Origin of the sequence: Bacteroides sp. B1-V-101, from assembly GCF_023656585.1 — a bacterium.
In the GTDB taxonomy this organism is placed as follows: domain Bacteria; phylum Bacteroidota; class Bacteroidia; order Bacteroidales; family Bacteroidaceae; genus Bacteroides; species Bacteroides thetaiotaomicron.
Genome location: NZ_JAMOKH010000024.1, coordinates 29,634 through 50,894 on the forward strand (window position 1 = coordinate 29,634; position 21,261 = coordinate 50,894).

The 21,261-nt window shown below is 43.9% G+C and carries 17 protein-coding genes; 11 read left to right on the top strand and 6 right to left on the bottom strand.

Annotated elements, in window-relative coordinates; translation table 11 throughout:
• Positions 1-49 precede the first annotated feature (49 nt).
• Entirely contained in the window at positions 50-1,300 is a 1,251-nt protein-coding gene (locus NBH01_RS17240) for a sensor histidine kinase (protein WP_117977797.1), read from the bottom strand.
• A 5-nt stretch (positions 1,301-1,305) separates the two neighbouring features.
• On the bottom strand, positions 1,306-2,667 hold the full coding sequence (locus tag NBH01_RS17245; protein WP_250700202.1) for a sigma-54-dependent transcriptional regulator: 1,362 nt from the start codon (positions 2,665-2,667) through the stop codon (positions 1,306-1,308).
• 329 nt (positions 2,668-2,996) lie between these two features.
• On the opposite strand from NBH01_RS17245, the gene NBH01_RS17250 reads away from it, so the two are divergent.
• From NBH01_RS17250 to NBH01_RS17265, 4 genes are read left to right on the top strand one after another with little or no spacing between them, the layout of a single operon-like run.
• A complete protein-coding gene (locus tag NBH01_RS17250) occupies positions 2,997-4,301 on the top strand; it encodes a TolC family protein (protein WP_055299374.1) in 1,305 nt (434 codons plus the stop codon).
• Between the two features lie 60 nt (positions 4,302-4,361).
• On the top strand, positions 4,362-5,609 hold the full coding sequence (locus NBH01_RS17255) for an efflux RND transporter periplasmic adaptor subunit (RefSeq protein WP_022470067.1): 1,248 nt from the start codon (positions 4,362-4,364) through the stop codon (positions 5,607-5,609).
• Positions 5,610-5,624: 15 nt separating this feature from the next.
• Complete coding sequence (locus tag NBH01_RS17260) at positions 5,625-6,341, top strand: ABC transporter ATP-binding protein (protein WP_008762308.1); 717 nt, start codon at positions 5,625-5,627, stop codon at positions 6,339-6,341.
• Entirely contained in the window at positions 6,338-8,758 is a 2,421-nt protein-coding gene (locus tag NBH01_RS17265) for an ABC transporter permease (RefSeq protein WP_022470066.1), read from the top strand. Before NBH01_RS17260 ends, NBH01_RS17265 begins: the two co-directional genes overlap by 4 nt.
• 354 nt (positions 8,759-9,112) lie before the next feature.
• Here the strand turns inward: NBH01_RS17265 and NBH01_RS17270 are convergent, their stop codons facing one another.
• Positions 9,113-9,571, bottom strand: a complete 459-nt coding sequence (locus tag NBH01_RS17270; protein WP_008762311.1) for a GNAT family N-acetyltransferase — start codon at positions 9,569-9,571, stop codon at positions 9,113-9,115.
• A gap of 138 nt (positions 9,572-9,709) precedes the next feature.
• Between NBH01_RS17270 and NBH01_RS17275 the strand changes: the two genes are divergently transcribed.
• Positions 9,710-10,300: a sugar O-acetyltransferase gene (locus NBH01_RS17275; RefSeq protein WP_196068996.1), complete on the top strand. Its 591-nt coding sequence runs from the start codon at positions 9,710-9,712 to the stop codon at positions 10,298-10,300.
• A 424-nt stretch (positions 10,301-10,724) separates the two neighbouring features.
• Here the strand turns inward: NBH01_RS17275 and NBH01_RS17280 are convergent, their stop codons facing one another.
• The gene (locus tag NBH01_RS17280) at positions 10,725-11,168 is read right to left on the bottom strand and encodes a DUF6756 family protein (RefSeq protein ID WP_008764831.1); all 444 of its coding nucleotides are present in this window, start codon (positions 11,166-11,168) and stop codon (positions 10,725-10,727) included.
• 874 nt (positions 11,169-12,042) lie between these two features.
• Here NBH01_RS17280 and NBH01_RS17285 point away from each other — a divergent pair.
• From NBH01_RS17285 to NBH01_RS17300, 4 genes are read left to right on the top strand one after another with little or no spacing between them, the layout of a single operon-like run.
• The gene (locus NBH01_RS17285; protein WP_225678903.1) at positions 12,043-14,520 is read left to right on the top strand and encodes a TonB-dependent receptor; all 2,478 of its coding nucleotides are present in this window, start codon (positions 12,043-12,045) and stop codon (positions 14,518-14,520) included.
• A gap of 57 nt (positions 14,521-14,577) precedes the next feature.
• The gene (locus tag NBH01_RS17290; RefSeq protein WP_182426933.1) at positions 14,578-15,654 is read left to right on the top strand and encodes a sensor histidine kinase; all 1,077 of its coding nucleotides are present in this window, start codon (positions 14,578-14,580) and stop codon (positions 15,652-15,654) included.
• Positions 15,654-16,760 carry a sensor histidine kinase gene (locus NBH01_RS17295; RefSeq protein ID WP_118337376.1) on the top strand — a complete coding sequence of 369 codons (1,107 nt, stop codon included), beginning with the start codon at positions 15,654-15,656 and terminating at the stop codon, positions 16,758-16,760. The genes NBH01_RS17290 and NBH01_RS17295 overlap by 1 nt, the downstream gene beginning before the upstream one ends.
• Positions 16,757-17,476 (top strand): LytR/AlgR family response regulator transcription factor, encoded by a 720-nt coding sequence (locus NBH01_RS17300; RefSeq protein WP_008762319.1) that lies wholly within the window; start codon positions 16,757-16,759, stop codon positions 17,474-17,476. Before NBH01_RS17295 ends, NBH01_RS17300 begins: the two co-directional genes overlap by 4 nt.
• A gap of 158 nt (positions 17,477-17,634) precedes the next feature.
• Here NBH01_RS17300 and trxA read toward each other — a convergent pair whose 3' ends face one another.
• On the bottom strand, positions 17,635-18,129 hold the full coding sequence (trxA, locus tag NBH01_RS17305) for a thioredoxin (RefSeq protein WP_008762320.1): 495 nt from the start codon (positions 18,127-18,129) through the stop codon (positions 17,635-17,637).
• A 491-nt stretch (positions 18,130-18,620) separates the two neighbouring features.
• Here trxA and NBH01_RS17310 point away from each other — a divergent pair, with 491 nt between their 5' ends.
• Both NBH01_RS17310 and prfH read left to right on the top strand, forming a co-directional pair.
• A complete protein-coding gene (locus tag NBH01_RS17310) occupies positions 18,621-20,018 on the top strand; it encodes an RtcB family protein (protein WP_225678902.1) in 1,398 nt (465 codons plus the stop codon).
• Positions 20,019-20,022: 4 nt separating this feature from the next.
• Entirely contained in the window at positions 20,023-20,643 is a 621-nt protein-coding gene (prfH, locus tag NBH01_RS17315) for a peptide chain release factor H (protein ID WP_008764839.1), read from the top strand.
• Positions 20,644-20,703: 60 nt separating this feature from the next.
• Here the strand turns inward: prfH and NBH01_RS17320 are convergent, their stop codons facing one another.
• Positions 20,704-21,222, bottom strand: coding sequence for a GNAT family N-acetyltransferase (locus NBH01_RS17320; RefSeq protein ID WP_225678901.1), 519 nt, complete (start codon positions 21,220-21,222; stop codon positions 20,704-20,706).
• Between the last annotated feature and the right edge of the window lie 39 nt (positions 21,223-21,261).

Sequence of the window (21,261 nt, forward strand, 5' to 3'; positions counted from 1 at the left end):
ACAGTGGAAAAAGTTTGAATGTCCGGTATGAGGTTTACGTATGTTGTTTTTAAGGGAGCTCAATATGAAAAACCGTTTTTCCGGCTCTGCTTTCTTTGATAGCCAAATGCCCTTCGTGGCGGCGGATAATTTCTTTGCACAGGCTCAGTCCGATGCCTGTACCTTCTGATTTAGTCGTAAAAAAGGGGATGAATACTTTGTCCATAATTTCGGGAGGAATACCGGGACCATTGTCGGTGATGTCTATGACTATATATTCGTCTTGTTCTGCTTGCAGGGAAAGCTCTCCATGCGGATGCCCCTCCAATGCCTGCATGGCGTTTTTCAACAGATTGAGAAACACTTGTGACAGTTGCTTTTCGTCTCCTTCGGTCATCATCGGTTCGGGGGAGCACCGGAGTGTAAAGGAGATATTGTTTTCTTGAAAATTGGTTTGAAGCAGTTCCTCCAGATTGTGTAATAAGTCGGATAGGGAAAAGAGACGCTTTTCGGGCTGCGGAAGATAGGACAGATGCCGGAAAGATTCGGTAAATTCCATCAGCCGTTCGCTTTGCGCCTGAATAATGTGAAGCCCGCGGATTCCTTTCTCGCTGATTTCCGGATAGGAAGCCAGTGTCTGAGACAGTGAGATAATGGGAGCGATCGTGTTCATGATCTCATGAGTCAGGACATGACTGAGTTTGCTCCATGATTCACTTTCGTTTTCGTTGAGCCGGTCGTCAATGTCTTGTATGGAAAGCAAGGTGATTGTTTCGTCTTGTAGTTTCATCTGACTTTGGGAGAGGCTGAGTCTTTTTCTGTTCTTCTCATTCTGCAGGATATTTTCCAGTTGGGAATATAGAGTCAGTGATTCGATGTTTAGTAAGGTCAACGCTGTGTTGTTGACGAAGATTATTTTCTTGGAGTTGTTCCAGGCTATGATTCCGTTGGGTACTTTCTCCAGCAGAGACCGGTAGAAATGTTCCTGTTTCTGGTAGTCCATTTTGGTTTGTGCCAATAGGGCGTTGATCCGGTTCAGTGAACGGTTCAGCTGTTGTTGCTCTTCGTTTATTCCTTGCTCGGGGTAGCTGAATGTATTATCTCTGTCCTCGATGGCATCAAAGAAAAGCCGGAGTTTCCGGTTGATGTTATTGAGATAAGTGACTATTCCGCCGATTTGAAACAAGGAGCAGATGATTAGTAACGTACCGATGATGATGCCACGTTGGGAGATGATGAGCCACAGCCCTGTTCCCGAAGTTGCGAGGATGAGCAGGATACGAAGCAATATGGTCCAATAGATATGTCGGCTGAATATCATCTTGTTCAGGGTTTGAATCGTTTCAGTTTATTATAGAGAGTTTGTCGGCTGATGCCTAATTGTTCGGCGGCGGCTGTCAGATTTCCATTGTTTTGGAGGATTGCTGTTTCGATGGCTTGCCGTTCTACTTCCTCCAGATTGGGGACGACGCTTGCCGTCTGAGGTTTCCAGCTTTGCTTTACCAGAATATCTTTGGGGCGTATCACGTTGCCTTCGCATAAGATCACCGCTTTTTCGATGGCGTGTTGCAGTTCGCGGATATTGCCCGGCCAGTGATAGGAGCGTAGTTTCTCAATCGTTTGCTCGTGCATCCGTATGTCCGGCCGTTGATATTTGGAAGTAAAACGACGGAGGAAAGTATCTATGAATAATAGGATATCGTCTCCCCGTTCCCTTAAAGGAGGGATTTCCAGATGAATGGTGTTGATACGGTAGAACAAATCTTCCCGAAACAGTCCTTGCTTTACCATTTCCGGAATATCTTTATTGGTAGCAGAGATCAGCCGGATATCAACGGGAATCACTTTGTTACTTCCGATTCGGGTGACATTCCGGTTCTGTAGTACAGTCAATAGTTTGGCTTGCAGTGCAATGGAAAGGTTTCCGATTTCGTCCATAAAGAGGGAACTGCCGTTGGCCGCTTCGAATTTTCCCGGACGACTTTCGTATGCGTCGGTAAACGCTCCGCGTTCGTGTCCGAACAGTTCACTTTCGAAGAGTGATTCACTGATAGCGCCCATATCAATGCCAAGCATTTGACGGGAATTTCGGGGAGATAAACGATGTATCTCTTTGGCTAACATCTCTTTTCCTGTTCCGTTCTCTCCTGTGATCAGGATGTTGGCGTCGGTTTTGGCTACTTTCGTGACCACTTTAATCAACTGGAGCATTGCGGGAGAGTGGCCGATCAACATTTCCGGTTTGCTCGGTTTCTCGGTATCCCCCTGTTTGCCGGTTGTCTTTGAAGCGCTTTTGGCTTTGCTGTTGTTACTTTTATAAGCCTCCTTTATCTTCCGAATCAGAATCTGATTATCCCAAGGTTTGAGTAAAAAATCAGTAGCCCCGTTTTTTAGTGCTTTTACCGCCAATTCAACGTCTCCGTAAGCAGTCAGCATAACCACCGGTAAAGATGGGCGGATTTCGTGGATTTGTTTTAACCAGTACAGTCCTTCATTGCCATTGTTTATGCCGGCAGAGAAATTCATGTCAAGGATAACGACGTCGATAGAGGTGGTAGTCAGTAACGTGGTGATTTGATTGGGATTGGCGGCGGTGCGAAGTGTACCGAACTCATTTTCGAGCAGTAACTCCAGTGAAGCTAACACGCTTTTATTATCATCTACTATTAAAATAGTTCCGTTTTCCATATCTAAGATTGGGGGTATCTATCAGGTTGAACCATGCTTTAAGTTTGGGGGTAAAGATATTCGTTTTTGCTTTCCTCTGCAAGCGAGTGTCCAATAATTAGACGTTTTCGGGCATATTTACTGCAAGGCTTACTTAAATGCCCGAAAATTGCTCCCGAAGAATATGAAATAATGGATAACGTCCAAAAGTTGGACGTTGCGGTGTGTAATAATTGGACGGATGCAATGCAATCGTATTGGTCATTTGGCTAATAATCAATTACTTAAAAATTGTGGCATCCTATTTGCCTTCTAATCATCGTAACACACAATCGCACATATTATAAAGAATGAAAAACCTTTTCTTTTTGTCCTTATTCTTATTACCGCATTTTGTGCAGGCCCAGTCCGGCATGACTTTGGATGAGTGCATTCGTCTGGCATGGAAGCAGAATCCTTCTGTGCGGAACAGTGTGATAGATATAAAGGAGGCACGGGCAGATTATATGGCTGCTGTCGGTGCTTTTCTTCCCCGTGCAGCGGTTAATGCAGAAACAGGGAAACGCTTTGGGCGTTCTATCGATCCGGATACGAACGGATATACCAACGAAACTTTTGAAGAAGGGACTGTGGGGCTTGATATGACTCTTTCTCTTTTTGAGGGCTTTTCACGCATTCATCAGGTACGCTTCCGGAAGATGAATAAGGAGCGTAGCGAATGGGCATTGAAAAATAAGCAGAATGAACTGGCATATCAAGTGACGGATGCTTATTATAAACTGATTCTGGAGAGAAAACTGCTGAATCTTGCTTTAGAACAAAGCCGGTTGAGTGAGCGGTATTTGAAACAAACCGAAGCCTTTGTTGAGTTGGGATTGAAATCAGCTTCCGATTTGCAGGAAGTCAAGGCCCGCAGAGAAGGGGATATCTATCGTTATAAATCTCGTGAGAATACTTGCCGGTTGGCCTTATTGCATCTGGAACAGCTAATGAATTTCCAACCCGGTGATACACTCGTTATTCAGGATACTATTGTGGAAGCGAATCAGTTGCCCTTGCTTTCTGTTCCGTCTACGGAAACACTTTATACCCAATCACTGGAAATACTTCCCGTCATGCGTATGATTGATTTGAAACGAAAGGCTGCCCGTAAAGAGTATGCGATGGCTGGCGGAACTTTTTCTCCTTCTGTCTATGCCCGCTTTACGGTTGGTTCCAATTTTTACAATACAGTTTTTTCTGCTAGACAGTTGCGGGACAATATAGGAAAATATGTCGGCATCGGTATTTCGTTTCCTTTGCTGAGCGGATTGGAACGTCTGACTCATCAACGGAAGCAGAAACTAAACCTGTATCGCTTGAAGAATGAAGAAGAACTGGAAAAGCAGCAGCTATATACCGATATAGAGCAAACACTTCTTTCCCTACATGCCGGATTTAGTGAACATCAACAGGCATTGCAACAGCTTGAAGCAGAAGCTCTCGTACTGAAAGAGTCCGAACGTAAATGGGAGGAAGGGCTCATTTCCGTCTTTCAGCTGATGGAAGCCCGTAACCGTTTTATCTCCGCCAAGGCAGAACTGGTTCGTGTACGCCTGCAAGTGGAAATGATGAGGAAACTGGAGAAATACTATCGGGAGGGGACTTTCCTGTAAAACGGAGTCTGTGCCATCGGATCAATCATTTAATAACAACCCTATTTTGAATATACCTTTATGGATACACCTGTTGAACGCAAACCCGGCATAAATCGCAAACACCTTTATACGATCGGTGGTGTGGCGCTGGGAATCGCTGTCATTTTATATTTTATTTTTAGAGATACGGCTTCCTCCATGACAGTTGAGAAAGACCGTCTCACGATTGCTACCGTCAAGCAAGCGGAGTTCAATGATTATATCCGTGTGATCGGGCAAGTGATGCCCAACCGGATTATCTATATGGATGCCATAGAAGGCGGTCGTGTGGAAGAACGTCTGAAAGAAGAAGGAGCTATGGTGAAAGCGGGCGATGTGATTCTGCGTCTCAGCAACCCGTTGCTGAATATCGGAATCATGCAGAGTGAGGCAGACCTTGCCTATCAGGAAAATGAATTGCGCAATACCCGCATCAGTATGGAGCAGGAGCGTCTGCAACTGAAACAGGAACGCATAGGCTTGAATAAAGAACTGACATTGAAAAAACGCCGTTATGAACAATACAGACGTTTGGTGGAGGAGCAACTGATTGCCCGCGAGGATTTCCGTCAGGCAGAGGAGGAGTATGAAGCTGCCAAAGAACAACTGGCGGTCATTGACGAACGTATCCGTCAGGACAATATTTTCCGTGAAAGCCAGATCAGCAGTCTGGACGAGAACATACGTAACATGAAACGCAGTCTTACGTTGGTCCGTGAGCGCTTGGAAAACCTGAAGATTAAAGCTCCGATTGACGGACAGGTAGGAAACTTGAACGCGCAGGTCGGACAGTCCATTTCCGCAGGAGAACATATCGGGCAGATTATTACTCCGGACCTCAAAGTACAGGCACAGATAGACGAGCATTATGTGGAGCGTGTACTTCCCGGACTTCCTGCCGACTTTACCCGTGACGGAGGAACCTATAAACTGGAAGTAACCAAACCTTATCCGGAAGTGAAAGAAGGGCAGTTCCGTACTGACCTGGCTTTCATTTCGGAGCGGCCGGAGAATATACGTGCCGGACAAACTTATCATATCAACCTTCAGTTAGGAGACCCGGCACAAGCGATCCTTGTTCCCCGTGGCGGATTCTTTCAAATTACCGGAGGGCGGTGGATGTATATTGTCGATGAAAGTGGTAAATTTGCCACGCGGCGTCCTGTGAAGATCGGGCGCCAGAATCCACAGTATTATGAGGTGACGGAAGGTTTGTCTTCGGGTGAGAAAGTAATCATATCCGGTTATGAGTTGTTCGGAGACAATGAGAAACTAATACTAAAATAAATAAAAAGAATCACCATGATTAAAACAGAAAAACTGTCTATGCTTTTCACTACGGAAGAGGTGCAGACGAAAGCATTGAACGAAGTCACCTTACACGTAGAACAAGGAGAATTTGTCGCTATAATGGGACCTTCCGGATGCGGCAAGTCAACGTTGCTGAATATTTTGGGCACGTTGGATTCTCCCACTTCCGGCTCTTATTTCTTTGAAGGGAAACAGGTGGATAAAATGAACGAGAACCAGCTGACTGCCCTTCGGAAGAATAATTTGGGCTTTATCTTCCAGAGTTTCAACCTGATTGACGAACTGACGGTATACGAAAATGTGGAACTCCCGCTTGTCTATATGGGGATTAAGACTGCCCAACGCAAAGAGAAAGTGAACAAAGTGCTGGAGAAAGTAAATCTGCTACATCGTGCCAACCATTATCCTCAACAGTTGTCGGGCGGACAACAGCAACGTGTGGCCATCGCCCGTGCGGTAGTGACGGACTGTAAGTTGTTGCTGGCTGACGAACCGACCGGAAATCTGGATTCGGTGAATGGCGTGGAAGTGATGGAGCTGTTGAGCGAACTGAACCGCCAGGGGACTACGATTATCATTGTCACCCACTCTCAAAGGGATGCGACGTATGCGCATCGGATTATCCGGTTGTTGGACGGACAGATTGTATCCGAAAACATCAACCGTCCGTTAGAAAAAAGTACGTCCTCTAAAAACGAAGCTGTATGATAGGAAATTATTGGAATAGTGCCTATCGGAATCTGATGAAGCGGAAGAAGTTCAGCTTCATTAATGTGTTTGGACTGGCGATCGGCATGGCATCGGCGTTACTGATTCTGACGTATGTAACTTTTGAGTTCAGTTTTGACAAGATGCACACGAAATATCCCCATATTTACCGTGTGCAAAGTACATTCCGCGAAGGGGAGGTGCTGACCGATAACTGGGCAAGCAGCTCCTTCGGATACGGTTCGGCAATGAAAGAGAATCTTGCGGGAATTGAAGATTATACCCGAATCGGCTCTCTGCTCCAACCAGAACAGATTGTGAAGTATGGTGAGTTGACGCTGCGGGAAAACCAGATAGCTTATGCCGATCCGGGCTTTTTCCGTCTTTTCGATTTCGAGCTTCTGAAAGGTGATAAAAAGACCAGCCTTTCGATGCCGGGACAAGTCGTAATCACCGAGCGCATTGCCCGCAAATATTTCAAAGAGGAAGACCCTATCGGAAAGATTCTTATCTTTACCGGTCCCTATTATAAGATATCGTGTGAAGTGACCGGAGTCATGGAGGAAATGCCTTCCAATTCCCACATACATTATAACTTCCTGATTTCGTATACATCTTTGCCCAAGTTTATACATGAATACTGGTATAAGCACGAAGCATATACGTATGTTCTGCTCGATTCGCCGGAGAGGGAAGCGGAAATAGAAAGAGAGTTTCCCGTCATGGCGGAAAAGTACAAGACGGAGGAAGCGTTGAAAAACAAAACATGGGGAGTCGATTTGGTTCCTCTGGCAGATATACATCTCACTCCGCAATTGGGTTATGAAATGGAGACAAAAGGAAATCGTTCTGCTATGATTGCACTTGTCTTTGCAGCCATTGCCATTCTGGCTATTGCCTGGATAAACTATATCAATCTGACAGTAGCCCGTTCGATGGAGCGTGCCAGGGAAGTCGGAGTGCGTCGGGTAGTGGGTGCTTTCCGCAAGCAGTTGATTCATCAGTTCCTGTTCGAAGCGCTGGTTATGAATCTGATTGCTTTTATATTGGCGGTAGGGCTGATAGAGCTGATTCTTCCGTACTTTAATCAACTGGTGGGACGTACGGTCACTTTCTCCGTTTGGCTGATGGATTATTGGTGGGTGCTGCTGGTCCTTGTTTTTATCGCAGGGATATTCCTTTCCGGATATTATCCGGCATTGGCTTTGCTGAACCGTAAACCGATTACCCTGTTGAAAGGAAAGTTTTTGCATAGCAAGTCCGGAGAACGGACTCGTCAGGTGTTGGTTATCATTCAATATACGGCCTCTATGATACTGCTTTGTGGAACATTGATCGTGTTTGCACAGTTGAATTTTATGCGCAGCCAATCATTAGGGGTGAAAACCGACCAGACATTAGTCATTAAATTTCCCGGACGTACAGACGGCCTGAATGTGAAACTGGAAGCGATGAAGAAAGCGATAATGCGGTTGCCACTGGTGCATAGTGTCGCAGCTTCCGGTGCTGTGCCGGGCGAGGAGGTGGCTACTTTCCTTTCTAATCGCCGTACCAATGACGCTTTGAAGCAGAACCGGCTTTATGAGATGCTGGCCTGCGATCCGGATTATATAGAGGCATATGGTTTGCAAGTGATAGCCGGACGGGGCTTTTCAGAAGAGTACGGAGACGATGTAGATAAACTGGTGATTAATGAGACGGCCGTACGCAATCTGGGCTTTGCTTCCAATGATGAGGCGATAGGAGAGTTGGTAACAGTAGAATGTACCGATGCTCCGATGCAGATTATCGGAGTGGTCAAAGATTATCATCAGCAGGCGTTGAGTAAGAATTATACTCCTATTATGCTGATTCATAAAGATAAGATAGACTGGTTGCCACAACGCTATATTTCTATCGTAATGACTTCCGGCAATCCCCGCGAACTGGTATCGCAGGTACAGGAAATATGGAATCGGTACTTTGCTGATTCCAGTTTCGATTATTTTTTCCTCGATCAGTTCTTCGACCATCAGTATCGTCAGGATGAAGTATTCGGGGTGATGATAGGTTCTTTCACCGGATTAGCGATATTCATATCCTGTCTGGGACTTTGGGTATTGGTGATGTTTTCCTGTTCCACCCGTACGAAAGAGATGGGTATACGTAAAGTCTTGGGAGCTTCCCGCTGGAATCTTTTCTATCAGTTGGTCAAAGGATTTTTCCTGCTGATTCTGATAGCGGTTGTGATTGCTCTTCCGGTAGCTTGGTTCAGTATGAACGCCTGGTTGAGTCATTATGCTTTCCGGACGGATTTAGAAGCTTGGTTCTTTATTGTGCCCGTATTGTTGATGTTGTTCATTTCATTCGTGACGGTGGCCTTTCAGACAATGAAAATAATAATGAGCAAACCTGCTCGTTCGTTAAGATATGAATAGTTTTTAGATCACTCCTTCGGGTATTCGTTAATATCCGGAGGAATTATGTTAAATGTTAACGAGACTGCTACTTCTATTAAACCATGTTATAAGATGCTCCGCTTTGCTCCGGAAATTTGGAGATATGCGGAAAGTCCGTATCTTTGTGGTGTGTTTTTCATAGTATTAGATTTAAGGTTAACAAAAAGATTGGCTGTCTGGGATAGATAGCCTTTTTTTATGCCCTTTTTTTCGTATATTTGAGGGACATATAACCAGAATGAATATTATGAGAACAATCTTGTTAACTCTGTTACTCTCTGTTGCGGCAATATCGTCATTTGCCCAAACAAATACTTATCGGGAATGTACAAGTCAGAATTTTAAAATAATCTCATATACACGGGAACTTTCTCCCCAAGGATGCCAGCAATCTCCGATATATGTGAAGCCCAAGCGTTCATAATACGAAGTATGACTGGTACTTAAATATAATTTCGAGAATCCGAATTTCAGTGTATCCTTCTTGGCTTGTTCTATTAAAAGATTGGCGTAATGATTTCCCCTATACTTTTCTTCAATGAATAAGGCAACCAACCAAGGATATAAATCCGCACGAGAGTTAAAATCGTTGCTGGTAAGTCCCGCACATCCTATTATTTCATCACCATTCATTAAAAGGTACCATTGAGGAATGGGATTTTCGGCATTCAGAGAATGTCTGAAACAATTGTCATACACCATTTTCGTGTTCTCGTTACCCCACTTGCTTTGGAAATAGGCGATAGCTCTTTCCAGATACTGAGGTGAGTCTCTGAGTGAAACTAGATTCATACGTTTATTGTATTGTTTATATTTAATATTGCCAAAGTTATAAAAGTATTTTTGAAAACCAATAGGTTGCCTGTTTTATCTGACTAATTCTGTATATTTGCAAGTATGTCCTGCTTATTAAATAATATCATAATATATATGGAGAATAAAGAATTGCGTGAAAGAATGCTTTCGGGAAAAATGTATAATGACTTGTCTGTAGAACTGGTTCAAAGAAGAGAACAGGCTGTTTTCCTGACCAATGATTATAATTCCACTTATGGAAAGCCTAAAGAAGTTCGGGAGGCATTGTTACGTAAACTATTGAGGCGTATTGGCAGTAGTGTTCATTTTGAACCGAATTTCCGGTGTGAGTTTGGATTCAATATCAGTATCGGCAATAATTTCTTCGCCAATTTTGATTGCATCATGTTGGACGGAAATCTCATTACGATAGGTGACAATGTATTATTAGGGCCCCGTGTCGGTTTATATACGGCCAACCATGCGCTCGATCCGCAGGAACGTCTTATGGGCGGGTGTTATGCCCATCCGATTGTCATTGAAGATAATGTATGGGTAGGTGCCGGCGTTCATATAATGGGTGGTGTCACTGTCGGGAGAAATTCAGTAATCGGTGCGGGCAGTGTGGTGACAAAGAGCATTCCGGAGAATGTAATTGCCGCAGGTGTTCCCTGTAAAGTTATTCGGGAAATAACCGATGAAGACAAGACCGGTTTTCGACTTTAGTATTCTACGGATGAACTAGCTCGCTACTTACTGAAATTTAAGGATCGCTACGCAATTCTTTGTCCCGCAATATGCGAAAGATTATTCGTCTGACTATAGTTGAACTTTCGTCTGACAGCTGTTTCTTTTTCGTCTAACAACTGTCAGACGAAAGTTCAACTATAGTCAGACGAATACTTTTATGTAATCTTGATGCTAGAGTTTAGCAAAGACGTCCACAAGTTTCCTTGATTTTGTCCTAACTATATTCCTTTTGTTTAATGCTGATTACCATAATTTGCAATCTATCCATTCCAGTTTGTCGAATAGCCATAATTCAAAAAAGAACAAGATAAATGGGAGGATAATGATGAAGGTCATAGTCACTCCACTACTTTTCGAGTGTCGGTAATGGGGCTGGCGAATAACTGACCGTTAGGGCAGTTTATTCGTTTGTTATCAACTTCTTCATTTCATTTTTCCTCACGTCAATATAAAGCAAATCATCATGATCTGTTATACTATACAGTTCCATAAAATTCTCTGTTACTAAGTAATATTCATCAAGCCCTTCACAATCGCCGATAAATTTATGTATATCAGACATTCTTGCTTTATAAATGACGAAATCTTTGTTCCAATAATCAATAAAGAAATAGAGAACGATATTTTTGTCAATTATATCTAATAGATGAAAATAAGGGTCTTCCATGTTACAATCTATACTATATGGCACATATTTAAAGCTTAGCCATAATGCACGAGGATTACCAAATACAAAAGTATCATATAGCTTTTGCGTCAAAATCTCTTTATCGGCATCTTCTATTTTCTGAAATGGAAGATGATTATCTTTGATTGTTCGTTCTATTTCTTTATAATCAAACATAACATTTTGCTTTTGTTGATAATGAATAAATCACCACACTCAACGAGTAGTGGTAATTCTGGTAACCGATACCTATAAGGTGCGTTTACTGAATTCTATTTTCTAATTCTATATATGCTACTGACAAAGTTATGAAACTATTAATGAAAAACAATCTAGAGTCCATTTTATTTTGTTTACATGACGGACATCGTGATAATATGTATATATTAGCCATTCACTGAAAAAATGACTTTTTCTTAAAAAGAGGATATTTACACAGGCACTAAAGACCGTAATTACATATCACTTATCAAGGAGAACAGAATATCTCCGTCATTTGTAAATACGAAATTCTATCTTTATGTAATTGGAAGTGTTCTTGGAGTAAAATGGTAATCATTTCCTATTAATACTTATCATTTAGATGGGTTAATTAAGAAAGATTCTCCGTTCTGTCATTTTCTATTTTATCGGTATTTATGATGAACTAGAGAAAAAACGAGCAAAAACAGCCTTTTTATAACTTCCTCACTGATGAAAAACAAGTTCATTAGTAAGGGACGGAGCGTTGGTTTTAAAGGAACACCTCGTTCCTTTAAAACCAAAGAGTACTGAATGACTAAAAAAAGATGCATATTTCATACAGTATTATGCAGGATGAACTCGTATTCCTGCATATTATTGCACTAATTTATGCAGGATATGCTGTCGTTCATGACTTTTTGAGCAAATTCCTATTGGCATAATATTAAATTTGGAACATTTAGACTGAAAGGACATTTATCTTATCAATTCCACATCTTGTCTACAAATGAGGCGTGTTCGTCTCATTTGAAAAACCAGCAATGTAGTATCCCTTATCTTCGTGTCGAAATAAAAAACAGAATAAGTCATGAAGATGAATAAAACTATGTTGTTAGGGGAAGTAGCAAACCGTTCGGGGATTCCGGCAGATGAATGCGGAGTAGTACTTAAAACTTTTGAAAGAGTCCTTTGCGAAGAACTCACACGGAAACTGTACCGTTATGGAGGATGGATATTGCTGTTGATCGGTTTGTTTATATCAGCCTTTGCTTTCGGGCAAATATCGGATCGGAAAGGGCGTCCGGTCCAGACCATTCGTGGGATGGTTGTTGACGGAGATTCCAAATATCCTATACCGTATGCGACAGTTAGATTGTCAGATAAAGAGGGGATGGGGACGACAACCGACAGTTTGGGACGTTTCACCATTCCGCAGGTTCCCGTCGGGAGACATACGGTAGAGGCAGCGTTCATGGGATATGAACCCGGCATTTTCAGAGAAATACTGGTGACTTCCGCCAAAGAAGTCTATTTGGAAATACCTTTGAAAGAAAGCGTCAACGAACTAAGTGAAGTAGTGGTCCGTGCGCGGACGAACAAAGAAGAAGCGATGAATAAGATGGCAACTACCGGAGCACGTATGCTGAGCGTGGAGGAAGCGAGCCGTTATGCAGGCGGATTCGACGACCCTGCACGTCTGGTTTCCGCTTTTGCCGGAGTGGCGCCCAGCGTCTCTTCGAATGGAATTTCGATTCATGGCAATGCACCCCATCTGTTGCAATGGAGGCTGGAGGATGTAGAAATCCCGAATCCGAATCACTTTGCGGATATTGCCACCTTGGGTGGAGGAATCCTTTCTTCCCTTAGCTCACAGGTACTTGGAAATTCCGATTTCTTCACCGGAGCTTTTCCGGCTGAATATGGAAATGCAGTGTCCGGCGTGTTCGACATGAAGCTGCGCAACGGTAACAATCAAAAGAACGAAAACACGATCCAAGTGGGAATCATGGGAATTGACGTTGCTTCCGAAGGTCCTTTGAGCAAGAAGCATAAAGCCTCGTATATCTTTAATTATCGTTATTCTACCACAGGATTACTGAATCTTGACGGTGGAACGATGGACTATCAGGACCTGAACTTCAAACTGAACTTTCCCACAAAGATGGCCGGGACTTTCTCGGTATGGGGAACCAGCCTGATTGACAAATTTAAGAGTGACATGGAGAGGAACCCTGAGAAATGGGAATATCTGGGCGACCGCAGCGAATCACGTGACAAGCAGTATATGGCTGCCGGAGGTATCAGTCACCGTTACTTTTTCAATAGTGACGCATCGCTGAAAACAACCGTTGCCGCTACCTACTCGCAGTTGGACGGAGGCGCTTCCATGTTCAATCATGCGTTGGAATCGACTCCTTATATGGACCTTGAATCAAGGCATACCAACCTGATACTGACCAGCACCTTCAACCGTAAATTCAGTAACCGCTTTACCAATAAGACAGGATTCACTTATACTGCCATGTTTTATGACATGAACCTTGCCATAGCTCCATACGAAGCTCAGCTGCTGGAAACGGTATCGAAGGGAGATGGCAATACGAGTCTGATTTCTGCTTACAATAGTTCTTCTGTCGGACTGAGTGACCGTTGGACTCTCAATGCCGGTATCTACGGACAATACCTGACGTTGAATAATAAATGGTCTGTCGAACCCCGTGCCGGACTGAAATGGCAGGCTACCCCAAAAGCGACCTTTGCTTTAGCTTACGGCATATACAGCCGGATGGAGAAAATGGACGTCTACTTTGTGAAAACGAAGAGTACGGGAAATCAATCCGTCAACAAGAACCTCGACTTCACCAAGGCGCAACACATCATGCTGTCTTTCGGCTACAAGATTTCGGACCGCATGAATCTGAAAATAGAACCTTATGTACAGTTTCTGCACGATGTACCGGTAATGGCGGACAGTTCCTATTCCGTACTCAACCGCTCCGACTTTTATGTAGAAGATGCGCTTGTCAACAAAGGAAGAGGCCGGAATATCGGGATTGACATAACCCTCGAACGCTTCCTGGAAAAAGGACTTTATTACATGATCTCCGGTTCGTTGTTCGACTCCCGTTACCGTGGCGGAGACGGTGTATGGTACAACACGAAGTTCAACCGCAACTATGTCATCAACGGACTGATCGGCAAGGAGTGGATGTTGGGACGCAACAAACAGAATATTCTTAGCATCAACCTGAAACTGACCTTGCAGGGCGGCGACCGCTATTCCCCGATTGACATGGAAGCAACCATGAAGCATCCGGACAAGGAAGTGCTGTACGATGAAAGGAAGGCATTCTCCAAACAGTATTCGCCCATGTTGATCGGCAATTATACCGTCAGCTACCGCATCAACAAGAAAAAAGTATCTCATGAATTTGCTGTGAAGGGCTTGAATTTTATGGGCACGAAAGAGCACTACGGACATGAGTATAACGTGAAAACCGGAAAGATAGATGCAACCGACGGCTCTACCGTTCTGACTAATGTGAGTTATAAGCTTGAATTTTAGATATCCGGTATAGAGACCATAACGGAAAATGTTTTATCTTCGTACCCAATGAAGCATATGGCAACTGAAACAACTGCAACAGGCAACGAATCGGCCTTTTTATATAGATTGCTCGTAAGTCCGGCATTCCGATGGATGCGGTATCTGATACTTGTCATGGTGTTGGGTACTATCTCCTTCAATCAGGTCTTCATCATTTTTATGGACTATCGGGATATACTGGGCGTATGGATTTATGTGTTCACGTTTATATATATGCTCACATACGTTGGCGTTATTTGTCTGAACCTTTTCTGGTTATTCCCGAAATATTTGTTGAAAAGGCATTATATGACCTATCTGTCGGTGCTGTCTGTGGCAATGGTCATTGCGCTGCTGATACAGATGGTCATAGAATACCTTGCTTACTCCCATTGGCCGCAGCTTCATGCGCGGGGATCGTATTTCTCGGTTCCCATGCTGATGGACTACATTTCTTCTTTTATGCTGTCAACGCTTTGCATGATAGGAGGAACGATGACTTTGCTTCTGAAAGAATGGATGATTGAGAATCAGCGTGTTTCACAGATGGAAAAGGCGCATGTACTGTCCGAAGTGGAACAGCTCAAAGAGCAGGTCAGCCCCGAACTTCTTTTCAAAACGTTGCATCATTCGGGTGAACTGACATTGACCGAGCCGGAAAAGGCTTCGAAGATGTTGATGAAGCTGAGCCAGTTGCTGCGCTATCAGTTATATGATTGCAGCCGGCAAAAAGTATTGCTCAGCAGTGAAATCGTCTTCCTTACCAACTATCTGACATTGGAGCAAAGCTCCCTTCCGCAATTCCGCTATCAGTTTACTTCGGAAGGGGAGGTAAACAGGGAGCTGGTTCCTCCTCTGCTCTTCATTCCTTTTGTGCAGCATATCGTGGAGTTGACGCACGAACAGCAGATATCGATTCCTGTCTCTTTGGACATCCATCTGAAAGCGGAGAAGGGTACGATTGTATTCACTTGTATGTGTCCGCAACTTAATCTCTCCGTAAACAGGGGACTGGAACGGATCAGACAAAGGCTGGACTTATTGTATGGCGACCGCTACGGACTATCTTTTACCATGGAATGTATAAGACTGGAACTGAATGGAGGGGAATAATGAGAATAAGTACAAACGATAAAAATACGCTCGACAGGAATCCCGGTGACGGAACCATGAACAGCAGCAGTGTCACCGCTTTTCTGCTGAGTCCTCATTGGAGGATATACAGACATATCCTCTTGCAGGTGGCTGTTCTGCTGATTACAATCAATGTTTTTTGGTACGAGCCTTTGCAGGTGGTCTCTCTCTTGAAACGCTTTGGAGGCTGTCTGGTCTATTTCTTGTCTATGAATGCGGTGATATATACTAATCTGTATATTCTGGTTCCTTCTTTTCTGTTAAAGAACCGTTTGGGTGGTTATGTTCTAGCTGCGATAGTTACCAACTTAGTGGTCATCCTTTTCCTTTCAGTTACGCAGGGAATGCTTTTTGAAGTTATTTTGCCTGTCAGGAATCCCGATGGATTTGCCACTTTCATCAACACCTTTTCGGGGATACTTACTATGGGTTTTGTCACCGCAGGTTCGGCGGCTATTTCATTGTTCACTCATTGGCTGCGTCATAATCTGCGCATTGATCAGCTGGAATCTACCACTTTGCAATCGGAATTGAAGTTCCTTAAGAGCCAGATTAATCCGCACTTTCTGTTCAATATGCTGAACAACGCCAATGTACTGATAAAGCGGAATCCGGAAGAGGCTTCCAAAGTTCTTTTCAAACTGGAAGATTTGCTGCGGTACCAGATAAATGACAGTTCGCGCGAAAGGGTTGCTTTAGCCTCAGATATCCGTTTTCTGAACGACTATTTGAATCTGGAAAAGATACGCCGGGATCATTTTCAGTTTACAATGGAGCAGGAAGGGGATATTGACTCCATCTGGATTCAGCCGTTATTGTTTATCCCGTTTGTGGAGAATGCGGTAAAGCATAGTTTTGATAGCGAGCATCCTTCGTCTGTACATTTTTCTTTTAAGGTAGAAGAGAATCGGTTGGAGTTCCGTTGTGAAAATACGATGCCGGCGGTTGCTGTCAGCAACAAGGTAGGAGGAATCGGGCTTGCGAATATTCAGCGTAGATTAGGATTGTTATATCCCGACCGTTATGAATTGGAGCAGATAGAGAATGAAAATCGGTATATGGTAACTTTATGTATAACGTTATGAATTGTATTATTGTAGACGATGAACCATTGGCACGGGAGGCTATGAAATTGCTGATAGAGGAGGCGGAATGTCTTCAGCTGGTGGGAAGTTTTAACAGTGCCGCCACGGCTTCCGACTTTATGGAGCAGCACGTAGTAGACCTTGTCTTTCTGGATATTCAAATGCCCGGCATTACGGGAATTGAGTTTGCCCGTACCATTTCCAAACGGACATTGGTAATCTTTACCACTGCCTATACGGAGTATGCACTGGATAGCTACGAAGTGGACGCAATTGATTATCTGATAAAGCCGGTGGAGGCGGAGCGCTTTCAGAAGGCGGTTGAGAAGGCGCAGTCTTATCATTCTTTATTATTACAGGAAGAAAAGGAAGCCATTGAGACGATTGTGGCTGCCGAGTATTTCTTTGTAAAGGCGGAACGCAGATACTTCAAGGTCAACTTCTCTGATATCCTTTTTGTAGAAGGCTTGAAAGATTATGTAATTCTACAGTTGGGCGAACAACGCATCATCACCCGTATGAGTCTGAAAGCGGTCTTTGACTTGTTGCCGAAGGACTCTTTTTTACGGGTCAATAAATCGTATATAGTCAATACAGCCCATATCGATTCGTTCGACAATAATGATATATTTATCAAGTCGTATGAGATTGCTATCGGGAATAGTTATCGGGATGACTTCTTTGAAGGATTCGTGATGAAACAACAAAGATGGTGACAGGTCTTGCGATGTTTTTTATGTCATATATATCCGTTAGTCTTTAATCTGATGCAATATTGGTAGATAAAGGAAAGTTTATAAAAGAATCTGCCCTCTGTCAGTCATTAGAATGCTGATAGAGGGTAGTTGCATATCAAGAAAAAATCGAAATTAGTTTATTTAGCTTCGTTATTCTGTTTCAAAAGAAATTCGTCGATTGCTTTCTTCAACTGGTCTTTGGGCAAAGCCCCTTGCGTGATTCTCGGTTCTTCTTTCATCGGAATCAGTAACAGGGTGGGGATACTGCGGATACCGAATGCGGCAGCCAGTTCCTTTTCCTGGTCCACATCAATCTGATAGATGTCTACCTTACCGCTGTATTCTTTGCTCAGTTCTTCCAGAACAGGATGCAGCGCTTTACACGGTCCGCACCATGTTGCATAGAAATCGACGATTGCCGGACGTTTGCCTTCAAATTTCCAATCATTCGGATTGGCTTCAAAATCATATACCTTCTTTAAAAACTCTGCTTTATTTAATGATACTACTTCCATTTTATTGTCCTCCTTTGTTGGTTCATTACTCTTTTTATTTTCTCCGCCATTTCCCGCACAAGCTGTGGTGGCCAGTACGATAGCGAAAGCGCTCATAATGCTTTTAATCAGTTTCATAAATCTTTTCGGTTTATTTGTTTCTATGTTGCAAAGGTAAGGCGAAATAGCTTCCCGTGAAATAGCGATTTGACTGGAACACTTGGCAAAATTTCCCATCACTGCTCCTTTAACGCTAAAAAATGTCTTTTTATCTTTGGAAGTAATAAAAATATGCACTACTTTTGTCGCGATAAAATGAGTATTCACCCTTTAAAATGATGGAAAGGGTATTAATTATGTTGGAGCTATAATATTTTCAAATTAGGACTAAGTTGTCTCGTCGGGAAGACGGGGCTTTACGACATTTTGTTTTTTACGTTTACCGCAACTCTGCTGCTGGCGGTAATAGTTGATTAGTCCTGCAATCACATTTTTTATTTTTCAAATTATTCACTTCAATGCTGTGGATGGATGTTTTATATCCGTATCCGAAGCATTGGCATACCGTGTATAACCTTACTTTCCGCTGTTGAGGCGGACGGGGTGTGGTATGCGAACAGAAAAAAAGTATGGGAATACGATTAAAAGATTTAAGTAAACTGGGATATCGGGATAATGTAGCCCGTAGTCTGGTAGTAGACATTGTAGGCAAATATTGCAAACATGACACGAAGGAACAGATTGCAATGACTTTGAGCAATATACTCGAACATCCCGAATCTTATAAAAACAATGAAATATGGAGTAAGCTGGCGGAACGCCTGTCGCCTACTATACTTGCGAAAGAGTTCGTAGCTTACGACTTACGGGAAGAGCCGTTGATGTATAAAACCTATGGAGGTAAGTTCATCGAGACTCTTGCCAAACAACAGATGAATCTGGCTATGCGCCTGCCTGTAACGGTCGGCGGAGCGTTGATGCCCGATGCGCACGCCGGTTATGGATTGCCTATCGGTGGGGTACTGGCTACTGATAATGCCGTGATACCGTATGCTGTCGGGGTTGATATCGGTTGCCGGATGAGTCTGACAGTATTTGATGCGAAAGCAGACTTCCTGAAACGATATTCTTATCAGATAAAGGAGGCTTTGAAAGACTTTACACATTTCGGAATGGATGGCGGCCTGGGCTTTGAACAGGAGCATGAAGTGCTGGATCGGGAAGAATTTCGGTTGACTCCTTTATTAAAGGATTTGCAGGGAAAGGCCGTGCGGCAACTCGGAAGCTCCGGAGGTGGGAATCACTTTGTGGAGTTCGGTGAAATTGCTTTGCAGGCGGATAATGTGCTGAATCTTCCGGAGGGGAGTTATGTTGCTTTGCTGTCTCATTCCGGTTCACGTGGCTTGGGTGCTGCTATTGCCAAACATTACAGTCTGTTGGCCCGTGAAGTCTGCAAACTTCCTCGGGAGGCGCAGCATTTTGCATGGCTGAGTCTGGACTCCGAAGAAGGGCAGGAGTACTGGATGAGTATGAATCTGGCAGGAGATTATGCCCGTGCCTGTCACGAGCGTATTCACTTGAATCTGTCTAAAGCATTGGGACTGAAACCTGTTGCGAATGTCAACAACCATCACAACTTTGCGTGGAAAGAGGAGATAGCTCCGGGACGTATGGCGATTGTGCATCGCAAAGGGGCAACTCCTGCACAAAAGGGACAGGCGGGGCTGATTCCCGGAAGTATGGCTACGGCAGGTTATCTGGTTTGTGGCAAAGGGGTGGAAGAATCCTTGTGCTCTGCTTCTCATGGAGCCGGAAGAGCGATGTCCCGTCAGAAAGCAAAGGAGAGTTTCACTCAGTCGGCTTTGAAAAAGATGCTGTCGCAGGCAGACGTGACATTGATAGGCGGAAGTATCGAGGAAATGCCTCTGGCATATAAAGACATCGACCGCGTGATGTACACGCAGGAGACTTTGGTGGAAGTGCAGGGTAGATTTATGCCTCGCATCGTACGAATGAATAAAGAATAAGGCGATGAAGGAGAAAGTTTATTTACAGATAACTTCCGGCAGGGGACCTGCGGAATGTTGCCGGGTAGTGGCATTGGTACTCGAAAGAATAGTAAGACAGGCGCAGGCAAGCGGACTGAAAGTGGAAATGATAGAACGTGAAGTGGGACCGGTCAACCGGACACTGCTTTCGGCTACCATTGCTCTTCAAGGCGCAGCGAGCGGAGAACTGGCGGATGAATGGGAGGGAACGGTGCAATGGATTGCCCAAAGCCCGTATCGCATTTATCACAAGCGGAAAAACTGGTTTGTCGGCGTGCATTCGTTTGTGTTGTCGGAGAGTCAGGAGGCCACGGAAAGAGATTTCCGCTATGAAACCTTACGGGCTTCCGGTCCGGGCGGGCAGCATGTCAACAAGACAGAGTCCGCGGTCCGTGCCGTTCACATCCCGTCCGGGATGAGTGTGGTAGCTTCCGACCAACGTTCGCAATGGCAGAACAAGAAGCTGGCAACGGAACGCCTGTTGGTGAAACTTTCGTCGTGGACGATGGAACAAGCGATGATTCAGGCACAGGAAAACTGGAGCAATCATAATCATCTTCAACGGGGGAATCCCGTGAAGGTGATTCGGGAACCGTTGATTTAAGTATCAGGGATGAAAAACATGGGGATGTGTCTGCAGTGAAGACACACCCTCATCGTTTTATCACCATTCGCCGATGGTTCCTTCTACTTTGTCTAATGCGTGAGGCACTAATTCATAAGCCAATACATACTGGTCAGGGATTCCCGGACAGGTAATCCCGAATCTGCTACTGGACTGATATCCGAACCGGCTGTAATAATTGGGGTCACCCGTAAGGAAAACAGCTTGATAACCCATCTCGGCAGCCAGTCTCAACCCTTCTTTCATAAGAGCAGAGCCAACTCCCAGATCTCTATACTCTAATAGCACGGATAATGGAGCTACTAATAATGCTGTATATCGTTCGCCATTGCTTTGTAAAACCGGAGTTTGGGTCATCATTATATGACCGATCAGCTTTCCGTCCGTTTCGGCAACCAGCGAAAGCTCCGGAATGAAATTCTTCCCTTCCCGCAGTTTTACTGCGAAATCCTGTTCGTCTCCGTCCTTCACTTTTGCTGTTTCAAAAGCGGTTTTGATAAGTTGGTATACCTCGTCAAGGTCTTCCTTTGTTTCTTGTCTGATTTTAAAATTCTTCATGGAATAAAAGTGTTTCGACAAAGATATACTTTTCGGATG